Here is a 10,606-nt window from a genome sequence, read left to right as displayed (position 1 = left end):
TTGTCCGGCGACAGTTGCACCGGATTCGAAAGGCTTACCGGGGACCCTCGGCGGGTGTTAGGCAAAGGGATGAACAGTTCGCTGCCCGGCAAGGCCGCTGAGATCCGGGCGCTGTTGCTCAGTCTGATCGACACCCTGCCGGAAGGTGCCGCGCTGCCGCCGGAGCGGGAGCTGTCGGTGCGGTGGAACGTCGCGCGGATGACGCTGCGGCGGGCGGTCGACGAGTTGGTGATCGAGGAACTGCTGGTCCGGCGGCACGGCAGTGGCACCTACACCGCCCGGCCGAAGGTGACCAAGTGGCTCGGGATGATGGGGTTCTCCGAGGACCTCCGGCGGCGCGGCATGCGGCCGGGGAGCCGGATGCTGGAGTTCCGCCGGACGAAGGCCGAGCGGCCGGCGGCTCGGCGGTTGCGGATCCCGGTCGGCGACCCGGTGGTCACGTTCACCCGGCTCCGGCTCGCCGACGAGACGCCGATGGCAGTCGAGCGTACGACGCTGCCGGGCAGCTACGTGCCGGGACTCGAAGCCGAAGACCTGAACGGTTCGCTGTACGACCTGCTGACCAGCCGCTACGGCATCGAGCTGGGCAGCGGTACGTCGAAACTCGAGCCGGTGATGCCCGACGCCAAGACCGCCGGCTGGCTCGGCATCCCTGGCACGCAGCCATGCCTCGCGTTGCACGGCGTCAGCTTCGACCGCCGCGAGCGCGTCTTCGAGTACACCTCCGCCGTCTTCCGCGGCGACCGCTACGCGTTCACCGCCGAGCTCCGGACGGCGCCGACCGTGCGGGCGAACGCGAAGGGCATCTAGCGGCGTTCCGCGCGGGCCGTCAGCGGTCCAGACCTTGATAGTCACGAGTCTTGACTGTCACCCACCAAAAGTAGTTGCCTCGTCACTCGATTGGCCCGGTCCAAACTCTGTTCCTGTGCAGCCCGTACCGGTTAGCGTTCGGCATGGAGCGGATCGCGGTGGTCGAGGTCGACCTGGAGCTCGGTCGCGTCTACGAGCACGGGTGGCAGAGCTGGAGCCCGAGCACCGACCATCCGGTGACGGGCCGGGGTCATCGACCGAATTCGCCGGAGTCGCGGGTGAGCGGTTATTGCGCTGGGGTCGAGTCGTCCCCCGGTGGCTTCCAGGGTGAGGGGTTGCTGGCCGTCGTACCGGGTGGGGGTGCGACGCATGTCTTCGCGACCACGACACCTGATGTCGTACCGTCCATCCGCGCGACCCTCACCGGCACGACTCTCGTCGTCGAGGCAGACGGTCCGGTCGAGCACAGGGTCATCGAGCTGCCCTTGTACGCCGCTCTCGGCGCCTGGGCGGAGTCGTTCGCGCCGAGGCCCGCCGTCATCCGTCCCGCACCGACCGGCTGGTCCTCCTGGCACGCGTACGCCGCGGCGGTCACCGACGCCGATGTCCGGGACAACGTCGAGGCGATCGCGAAGTACGAGCTGCCCGTCGACGTGATCCAGCTCGGCGACGGCTGGCAGTCGGGCCTCGGCGACTGGCTCCGGCCGTCCCGCGATTCGATCACTTCAGTACTTTCCAGCTCCACGGTCACCGGCTGATCAGGTCGTCGCTGGAAGGTCTGACCGGGCTCACCGACTTCATCCGTACGTCGGGCCACCGGCCGGGCGTCTGGGTCGCGCCGTTCGTTGCCGGCTCTGACAGCCAGATGCTCCGCCGGCATCCCGACTGGGCCGGCCAGTCGATCGGTACCGGCCGGAACCAGGAGATCCACGCGCTCGACCTGACCAACGATGACGTCCGGTCCCATCTGGTCGAGGTGTTCACCGAACTGGCGCGCTATTTCGACCACTTCACACTCGACCACCTCTTCGCCGGCGCCCTCTCCGGCCTGCCGCTCTACCGCGAGACCCTCGCCCAGCTCCGCGCGGCCGTCGGCGACGCCTACCTGGTCGGCTCCCGCGCACCGATCCTCCCGACGGTCGGCCTGGTCGACGCGATGCGTGTCGGCCCCGACATCGCACCGCACTACGCGCCCCTGACCGACGACCTCTCCGCCGCGTCCCAGCAGTCCGCCACCCTCACCACCACCGGCCGAGCCTGGCAACACGACCGCTTCTGGGTCAACGACCCCGACTCCCTGATCGCCCACCCCTCTGTAGAACGCCGAGCCGACTGGGCCGAAACGATCACCCATCACGGTGGTCTCCGCACCACCTCGGACAAACTCCAGTCCCTCGACGGCTGGGCCCTGGAGATCACCAAAACACTCCTGGCCTCCACTCCACCCCCCACCCCGTTCCCATCGCTCTCCTGACCGGAACGACCGTCAGCTCCCTTGAGACCCTGCTGACCCCCTGTGATCATTCGGTCACTATGCTCACAATAGTGATCACGTACGCAGAATTGTGGGCACGGTAGCCGGTGGACTTCAGTACGCCGATCAGCACCGTCATCCCGTCTCTCGACGGCCCTGTCCTCCAAGTGCTCGCCCGCGCCGACCGCCTGCTCTCCGGTCGCCAGGTGCATGCCCGCGCGGGCACAGGCAGCGTCGCGGGCGTCCGGCTGGTCCTCCAGCGCCTGGCCTCCACCGGCCTGGTTCACGTCGACGAGGCCGGCAGCGCGCTCCTCTACCGCCTCAACCGCTCACACCTCGCGGCCCAAGCGGTCGAGATCCTCGCCAACCTGCGTGCCACCTTCGCCGACACCCTCGCGGCCAACATCGCGTCCTGGCGCATCCCACCCCTCCACGCCAGCCTGTACGGCGCTGCCGCCCGCGGCGAGGGCGATCACCAGAGCGACGTCACCCTCCTGCTGATCCGCTCCGACGAAGTTGCCAGCGACAACCTGCTCTGGGTGGAACAGGTCAGCGCCCTGATGAGCGACATCGTCGAGCTCACCGGCAACCCGGTCGACGTCGACGAGCTCACCCTTCGGGACCTCACCAACCACCACCGCGCCGCCGTCCCCGTCCTGGACGAGTGGCTCGATCAGCCCACCATCCTGCACGGCCCCCGCCTCCAAGCCCTCCTGGCAACCCGGGCCAGCATCGAACGCCCGACCCTCGCCAACCTGCCGTCCCTCCCCAACCTCGCCAACTTTCCAGCTCTGCCGGCCCTCACAAGCACCCCTACCAACTAGCCGGCACCACACGGCGTTGTGGTGGAAGCGCGACGGCAATCACCCGTTTCCGCGCCCAACCGTCAACCACCCAGCAACGGACCCATCAATCGCGCGATCCGGCTGTCCCGGCGCGTCACCCGCTCCTCCGCGTCAGCCGCCGTCATCGCGCGCAATCCCGCGTTGATCCCCAGCCAGCGCAGCGGTTCCGGCTCCCACCGCGGGGAACGGTGGTCCACCCACGGGAGATGGATCAGCCGGGTGTCGCGGCGGAGGATCAGGTCCGTCAGCGTGCGGCCGGCGAGGTTCGTCGTACTCACACCGTCACCGACATAACCCCCGGCCCAAGCCAACCCCGTCTGGTGGTCGATCCCGACCGACGCGCACCAGTCCCGCGGTACGCCGAGCGCTCCGCCCCACGCGTGCGTGAAGGCAACGTCCTCCAATCCGTCGAACAGCTCCCGCAACGTCGCCTTCAGTGCAGCGAAAACGCGCGGCTCGGAGTCGAAGGAGGGCTTGACTCGCGACCCGAAGTGGTACGGCGCACCGCGTCCACCGAAGGCCAGCCGCCCGTCCGCCGTCCGCTGCCCGTAGATCACCAGATGCCGATGATCGCTGAACGTCGGCCGATCAGCCAGCCCGATCCGCCGCCAAGTTGCCTCAGGCAACGGCTCCGTCGCCACCATCAACGAGTACACCGGCGCCAAGGTCCGCGATTCCCCAGCCAGCGAAGGCGTGAACCCCTCCGTCGCCCGGACGACAACCTCGGCCCGCAGTACGCCGTACTGCGTCACCGCCTGTCCAGCGGAGATCGAGACCACCGGCGTACGTTCGTAGATCGTCACCCCGAGCCCCTCGACGACAGCCGCGAGCCCACGCACCAGCTTGCCGGGATGGATCGCCGCGCAGTGCGGGGTGAACGTTGCCCCCAGCACCTTCGTTGCGCGCACCTTGGTGGCCACCTCGTCCGGCTCCAGGAACCGCAGATCCCCCGGCCCCCACTCAGCAGCTTCGGCAACCTCAGCTCGCGCGCGGGCCAACTGCGCAGCGCTCCGGGCCAGCACGATCGTTCCGCCCTTGTGGTAGTCGCAGTCGATCCCCTCCGCCGCGCTCACCAGCCCAACCTCGTTCACCGACGCCTGCATCGCCCGGTGCATCGCGATCGCGCCGTCACGTCCGCCTCCCGGCATCGCGGCCAGCCGCTGCGACGACACCGGAAACAGCGCCGAACACCAGCCCCCGTTGCGACCCGACGCGCCGAACCCGACGGTCTCGGCCTCGAGCACCACGATCCGCAACGAAGGATCGGCCTTGGCCAGGTAGTAGGCCGTCCACAACCCCGTGTACCCCGCGCCGACGATCGCGACGTCGGCATCCCGGTCACCCGCCAGCGCCGGCCGGTCGACGGCGGACGCGGCGCTCCACAGAATCAGCGCACACCCCACGAGTACGTCTGCTTGACCAGCTTCAGGTAAACGAAAGTCTCGGTTCCCTTGACCCCGGGGATCGACCGCACCCGCTCCGACAGCACCCGCAGCAACTGTTCGTCGCTCTCACAGAGCACCTCGGCCAGCAGGTCGAACGAGCCGGCCGTGATCACCACGTACTCGATCTCGTCCATCGCGGCCAGCGCTTCGGCGATCGGCTCCAGCGCCCCCTCGGACTTGATCCCGATCATCGCCTGCCGGGCGAACCCCATCTCCAGCGGATCGGTGACCGCGACCACCTGCATGATCCCCGCCTCGGTCAGCCGCTGGACGCGCTGCCGGACCGCGGCCTCGGACAACCCGACCGCTTTGCCGATCGCGGCGTACGACTTGCGCCCGTCCAGCTGCAGCTCGCGGATGATCGCCTTGGCGGTGTCGTCGAGCAGTACTGCGTTCTTGTCGGGGTTCCCCGTGCGTGCGGTCACCTGCAGATCCTGTCAGCGCTACCAGGCGTAGGCAAGCACGGATACCGGAATCAGTTGCGGAATCACCATTCAACTGCGGAATCCCTTGTCTTGGCGGAGAGCCTTTGACAGTATCGCCCGCGACAGACCCTCAGGAAAGACCCCCAACGCTACCTGCCAGGGAGGTTCGATGAGCCCTCGTCCGCAGCCCGCCGTCGGGCGCCGGACCGTCCTCCGGGGCGCCGCGCTCGGCCTGGGGATGGGCGGGCTGCTCTCCGCCTGCGGCATTCCGGCGGCCAAGCAGAGCGCCGGCAGTTGCCTGAGCACCGACAGGTCGGGGACCGAGAAGACACTGATCTTCTCCAACTGGCCCAGCTACATGGACGAGTCGGAGGAGCAGGTCAACGGCCGGACCGTGCTGCCGACCCTGGCCGACTTCGAGCAGCAGTCCGGCGTGAAGGTCACCTACACCGCCGACGTCAACGACAACTCCGAGTTCTACGCGAAGGTGCGCGACCAGCTCGGCTCCTGCCAGCCCTGTGGCCGCGACATCTTCGTGCTGACCGACTGGATGGCCGCCCGCACGGTCGGGCTCGGCTGGATCCAGCAGCTCGACCACAGCAAGATCCCCAACGTCGACAAGAACCTGCTCGCGCAACTGAAGGCGCCGCGCTGGGATCCCGACCGCGACTACAGCGTGCCGTGGCAGACCGGCCTGACCGGAATCGCCTACAACGCGAAGTACACCAAGGAGGTCGGCAGTTACGCCGACCTGCTCAGCCGCGGCGATCTCAAGGGCAAGATCACGCTGCTGTCCGAGATGCCCGACACGATGTCGTTCATGCTCCGGCTGGACGGCGCCGACCCGGGCAAGTTCGACGACGCCGCCTGGAGCAAGGCGCTCGACCGGCTCAGCGGGTACGTCGCCTCCGGGCAGATCCGCCGCTTCACCGGCAACGACTACGTGCAGGACCTGAACGCCGGCAACATCGTCGCCTGCGAAGCCTGGTCCGGTGACGTGCTCGCGTTGCAGGCCGACAACCCCGACATCAAGTTCGTCGTGCCCGAAGAAGGTCTGGGGCTCTGGTCGGACAACATGCTGGTGCCCAACAAGGCGACGCACAAGGCCAACGCCGAGGCGCTGATGAACTACTACTACGACCCCGAGGTGGCCGCCACGCTGGCCGCCTGGGTGAACTACATCTGTCCGGTCGAGGGCGCCCGGGAGGCGATGGAGAAGGTCGATCCCGAGCTGGTCGACAGCCCGCTGATCTTCCCCGACCGGACCGTGCTGGACCGGACCTTCGCGTTCATGCCGCTGGACACGGCCAAGGCGAAGCTCTACGAAACCGACTTCAACCTCGCGATCGGGGGCTGACCGCCAATGACCACTGCCGGGACCAGCGATCTGGTACTCCGTGGCATCAGCAAACAGTTCGCCGGCCATCGTGCCGTGCACGAACTGGACCTGACCGTGCCGCAGGGTGAGTTCTTCGCACTGCTCGGCCCGTCCGGCTGCGGCAAGACCACGACGCTGCGGATGGTCGCCGGACTGGAGGAGCCGACCAGCGGGACGATCAGCCTGGGCGAGCAGAACATCACCCGGCTGCGCCCGTACCAGCGTCCGGTCAACACGGTCTTCCAGAACTACGCGCTCTTCCCGCACCTGGACATCTTCGAGAACGTCGCCTTCGGCCTGCGTCGCCGCAAGGTCAAGGAAGTCGGGCCGAAGGTCGAAGAGATGCTCGCCCTGGTCGAACTGGGGGCCTACGGCAAGCGAAAGCCCAGCCAGCTGTCCGGTGGCCAGCAGCAACGGGTCGCGCTGGCCCGCGCGCTGATCAACCGCCCGCAGGTGCTACTGCTCGACGAGCCGCTCGGCGCGCTGGATCTCAAGCTCAGAAGGCAGATGCAGCTCGAGCTGAAGCGGATCCAGACCGAGGTCGGGATCACCTTCGTGCACGTCACGCACGACCAGGAAGAAGCGATGACGATGGCCGACACGATCGCGGTGATGAACGGCGGCGTGATCGAGCAGCAGGGGTCGCCGGCCGAGCTGTACGACCTGCCGGCCACCACCTTCGTCGCCAACTTCCTCGGCCAGTCCAACCTGGTCCGCGCGGCCATCGTCGGGCAGGCCGACGACCACCTCGTGGTCGACATCCAGGGCAGCAAGGTGCTCGTGCCGGTACCGCGCTGCCGGGTGACCGAGGGCGAGGTGTGGCTGGGGATCAGACCGGAGAAGGTCTTCCTCGCCCCGGCCGGCACCGAGGAGGATGCCGGCTCCAACGTACTGCGGGCCGCGGTGGTGACCGATGTCAGCTACATCGGCGTCAGTACGCAGTACCTGGCGAAGCTGCCATGGGGAGCGGAGCTGACCGTGTTCGAGCAGAACACCGGCGCGCGAGCCGCGCTGAAGGTCGGCGACCGGGTGGATCTGCACTGGCAGCCCGCCCACACGTTCGTGCTCGACGCCGCCCAGGACGCGAAGGCCGGTGTCGAGGACATCGCGGACGCGGGATGAGCGCGCTGACCCAGCTTCCGGCGGCCACGGCCGAGAAGCCGCAACGCCAGGGGCGCCGGTTCACGGCGTACCTGCTGCTGCTTCCGGGTGGGCTTTGGCTGTTGCTGTTCTTCGTCGTACCGATCGTGACGCTGCTCGCGGCCAGTCTCTACGACCCCGACGGCTCGATCGAGGCCGGCTTCTCGATGACGTGGAGCTTCCACAACTACGTGGACGCGCTGGCCGACTATGCCAGACCCTTCGGCCGGTCGCTCTGGTATGCCTTGCTCACCACGGCCTTCTGCCTGCTGCTCGGCTATCCCCTCGCCTACGCGATCGCGTTCAAGGCCGGCCGCTGGAAGAACTTCCTGCTGGCGTTGGTGATCGCGCCGTTCTTCACCAGCTTCCTGATCCGCACGCTGTCGTGGAAGCTGCTGCTCAGCGACAACGGCTTCGTCGTGGACGCCCTGAAGGCAGTGCGCATCCTCGGCTCGGACGGTCGCCTGCTGGCCACGACGGCGGCGGTGGTGACCGGGCTGACCTACAACTTCCTGCCGTTCATGATCCTGCCGCTCTACGCCAGCCTGGAGAAGATCGACCATCGGCTGATCGAGGCGGGCGGTGACCTCTTCGCCGGGCCGGTCACCACCTTCCGCACGGTGACGCTGCCGCTGTCGATGCCCGGGGTGGTGGCCGGCACCCTGCTGACCTTCATCCCTGCGGCCGGCGACTACATCAACGCCCAGCTCCTCGGTACGCCGAGACAACGGATGATCGGCAACGACATCCAGCGTCTCTTCGCGGCCGGTGCCTACCCGACGGCAGCCGCCCTCTCGGTCACGCTGATGGCGGCCATCGTCGTCCTCGTCCTCTTCTACGTACGCCGCGCCGGAACGGAGGACCTGGTATGACCAGGCCGAGTCTGACCGGGCTGGGCCGCTGGATCGGCCGGCACCTGATCCTCTTCCTCGGACTGCTCGTGCTGCTGTACCTCTTCGCGCCGATCTTCGTCGTCATCCTGATGTCGTTCAACGCGCCGAAGAGCAAGCTCTCCTACACCTTCGACGGCTTCACCTGGGACAACTGGCAGCATCCGTGCCGTCCGTCCGGACTCTGCGACGCGGTCGGCGTCAGCCTGCAGATCGGACTGGCCTCGACCGTGGTGGCGACGGGGCTGGGCACGCTGATGGCGTTCGCGATGGTCCGCCGCCGGTTCCGCGGCCGGTCCGGGACCAACCTGTTCATCTTCCTGCCGATGGCCTCACCGGAGATCGTGCTCGGCTCTTCGCTGCTCGCGTTGTTCGTCTCCGCCGGCTTCGGTGGCCGGCTCGGCTTCTGGACGATCCTGATCGCGCACGTGATGTTCTGCCTGTCGTTCGTCGTCGTCACGGTGAAGGCGCGGCTGACGGGGATGGACTCGCGGCTCGAACAGGCGGCGATGGACCTGTACGCCAACGAGTGGCAGACGTTCTGGCGGATCACCTTCCCGCTGGTCTTCCCCGGCATCCTGGCCGCGGCGCTGCTCAGCTTCTCGCTGTCCTTCGACGACTTCATCATCACCAACCTGAACGCCGGCACCACGGTGACGTTCCCGATGTTCGTCTGGGGATCGGCGCAGCGCGACATCCCGCCACAGATCAACGTGATCGGTACGGCGATGTTCCTGCTCTCCCTGGTGCTCGTGCTCGGCGGCGAACTCGCCCGCCGCAGGCGGAACGCCCGCGCCCGGTGAGCGGAGCGCCCGTGCTCCCCTCGTCCGCCCTACGCGACGCTCAGCCGCGCGCCTTCTGGCTGGACGACCCGTTCGCACCCGCGGCCGCGGAACCGCTGGTCGACGACCAGCGCGCCGATCTCGCCGTCGTCGGTGGCGGCTACACCGGCCTGTGGACGGCGCTTCGGGCCAAGGAGCGGTACCCCGGTCTGGACATCGTGGTCCTGGAAGCGTCGACCTGCGGACACGCAGCGAGCGGACGCAACGGTGGCTTCTGCGACTCCAGCCTGACGCACGGCTTTCGCAACGGCCAGGCGCGTTGGCCGGAGGAGCTGCCGACCTTGGAGCGCCTCGGCGAGGAGAACCTGGACGCGATCGGCGCCACGATCGCGCAGTACGGGATCGACTGTGGCTGGGAGCGCACCGGTGAGCTGACGGTCGCGACGGCGCCGCACGAGTTGGCAGACCTCGCCGAAGAGGCTGAAGCTCGCCAGGCTCTCGGTCATCACGTCAAGCTCCTCGACGCGGTCGAGGTCCGCGCAGAGGTCGATTCCCCCACCTACCTAGGAGCCCTGGCCGACCATTCCGGTACGGCGCTGGTCGAGCCGGCCCGACTCGTCTGGGGACTGCGACAGGCCTGTCTCGACCTCGGCGTACGGATCTTCGAGCACTCGCCAGTCACCGGACTGCGCGGAGATTTGTTGCGCACGGCAACAGGATCGATCCGGGCCGACCGGATTGCCCTGGCCACCAACGCCTTCCCGTCCTTGCTGCGGCGACTACGCCTCTACACGGTGCCGGTCTACGACCTGGTGCTGATGACCGAGCCGCTGTCGGCTGACCAATTGAGATCGATCGGCTGGCAGGGAAGGCAGGGCGTGGGCGACGCGTCGAATCTCTTCCACTACTACCGGCTCACCCGCGACAACCGCATCCTGTGGGGCGGCTACACCCCGCTCTACTACTTCGGCAGCCGGATCGACCCGGCTCTGGAGCAGCGCGACGGCATCCACGAACTGCTCGCCCGGCACTTCTTCGCGACCTTCCCGCAGCTGGAAGGACTGCGCTTCACCCACCGCTGGGGTGGCGTGATCGACACCAGTACACGTTTCTGCGCCTTCTTCGGTACTGCGTCCGAAGGGCGGATCGCCTACGCGCTCGGGTACACCGGCCTCGGTGTGGCCGCCACCCGCTTCGGCGCCGACGTGATGCTCGACCTCCTGTACGGCGAGAAGACCGAGCGCACCGAACTCAGGATGGTTCGCGAGCGCCCGCTGCCCTTCCCGCCGGAGCCGGTCCGTTCCGCCGGTATCCACCTGACCCGCTGGTCGATGGCCCACGCGGACTCCCACGCGGGCCATCGCAACCTCTGGCTCAGAACCCTCGACCGCCTGGGCCTCGGCTTCGACTTCTGATG

General features: G+C 68.0%; 11 protein-coding genes. 9 read left to right on the top strand and 2 right to left on the bottom strand.

Going from position 1 to position 10,606, the window contains the following annotated elements:
* The first annotated feature begins 69 nt into the window (after positions 1–69).
* From OX958_RS00885 to OX958_RS00870, 4 genes are all read left to right on the top strand, one after another.
* Positions 70–810: a GntR family transcriptional regulator gene (locus tag OX958_RS00885; RefSeq protein ID WP_270134995.1), complete on the top strand. Its 741-nt coding sequence runs from the start codon at positions 70–72 to the stop codon at positions 808–810.
* Between the two features lie 143 nt (positions 811–953).
* Positions 954–1,568 carry a hypothetical protein gene (locus tag OX958_RS00880; protein WP_270134993.1) on the top strand — a complete coding sequence of 205 codons (615 nt, stop codon included), beginning with the start codon at positions 954–956 and terminating at the stop codon, positions 1,566–1,568.
* Entirely contained in the window at positions 1,484–2,284 is an 801-nt protein-coding gene (locus tag OX958_RS00875; protein WP_333486511.1) for an alpha-galactosidase, read from the top strand. The genes OX958_RS00880 and OX958_RS00875 overlap by 85 nt, the downstream gene beginning before the upstream one ends.
* A gap of 107 nt (positions 2,285–2,391) precedes the next feature.
* Positions 2,392–3,108, top strand: coding sequence for a hypothetical protein (locus OX958_RS00870; RefSeq protein ID WP_270134992.1), 717 nt, complete (start codon positions 2,392–2,394; stop codon positions 3,106–3,108).
* Between the two features lie 62 nt (positions 3,109–3,170).
* Here OX958_RS00870 and OX958_RS00865 read toward each other — a convergent pair whose 3' ends face one another.
* Together OX958_RS00865 and OX958_RS00860 are read right to left on the bottom strand one after the other, a co-directional pair.
* On the bottom strand, positions 3,171–4,532 hold the full coding sequence (locus OX958_RS00865; protein ID WP_270134991.1) for an NAD(P)/FAD-dependent oxidoreductase: 1,362 nt from the start codon (positions 4,530–4,532) through the stop codon (positions 3,171–3,173).
* Positions 4,517–4,999 (bottom strand): Lrp/AsnC family transcriptional regulator, encoded by a 483-nt coding sequence (locus tag OX958_RS00860; protein ID WP_270134990.1) that lies wholly within the window; start codon positions 4,997–4,999, stop codon positions 4,517–4,519. The genes OX958_RS00865 and OX958_RS00860 overlap by 16 nt, the downstream gene beginning before the upstream one ends.
* A 169-nt stretch (positions 5,000–5,168) precedes the next feature.
* Here OX958_RS00860 and OX958_RS00855 point away from each other — a divergent pair, with 169 nt between their 5' ends.
* From OX958_RS00855 to OX958_RS00835, 5 genes are read left to right on the top strand one after another with little or no spacing between them, the layout of a single operon-like run.
* Positions 5,169–6,356: a polyamine ABC transporter substrate-binding protein gene (locus tag OX958_RS00855; RefSeq protein WP_270134988.1), complete on the top strand. Its 1,188-nt coding sequence runs from the start codon at positions 5,169–5,171 to the stop codon at positions 6,354–6,356.
* A 6-nt stretch (positions 6,357–6,362) separates the two neighbouring features.
* Positions 6,363–7,499: an ABC transporter ATP-binding protein gene (locus OX958_RS00850; protein WP_270134986.1), complete on the top strand. Its 1,137-nt coding sequence runs from the start codon at positions 6,363–6,365 to the stop codon at positions 7,497–7,499.
* Positions 7,496–8,389, top strand: a complete 894-nt coding sequence (locus OX958_RS00845; RefSeq protein ID WP_270134984.1) for an ABC transporter permease — start codon at positions 7,496–7,498, stop codon at positions 8,387–8,389. Before OX958_RS00850 ends, OX958_RS00845 begins: the two co-directional genes overlap by 4 nt.
* Positions 8,386–9,210: an ABC transporter permease gene (locus OX958_RS00840; protein WP_270134983.1), complete on the top strand. Its 825-nt coding sequence runs from the start codon at positions 8,386–8,388 to the stop codon at positions 9,208–9,210. The genes OX958_RS00845 and OX958_RS00840 overlap by 4 nt, the downstream gene beginning before the upstream one ends.
* An 11-nt stretch (positions 9,211–9,221) precedes the next feature.
* Entirely contained in the window at positions 9,222–10,604 is a 1,383-nt protein-coding gene (locus OX958_RS00835) for an NAD(P)/FAD-dependent oxidoreductase (RefSeq protein WP_270134981.1), read from the top strand.
* The last annotated feature ends 2 nt before the right edge of the window (positions 10,605–10,606 follow it).

Origin of the sequence: Kribbella sp. CA-293567, assembly GCF_027627575.1 — a bacterium.
In the GTDB taxonomy this organism is placed as follows: domain Bacteria; phylum Actinomycetota; class Actinomycetes; order Propionibacteriales; family Kribbellaceae; genus Kribbella.
Note: the sequence above shows the minus strand (reverse complement) of the source record. Positions and strands in the feature narration are given on the sequence as shown.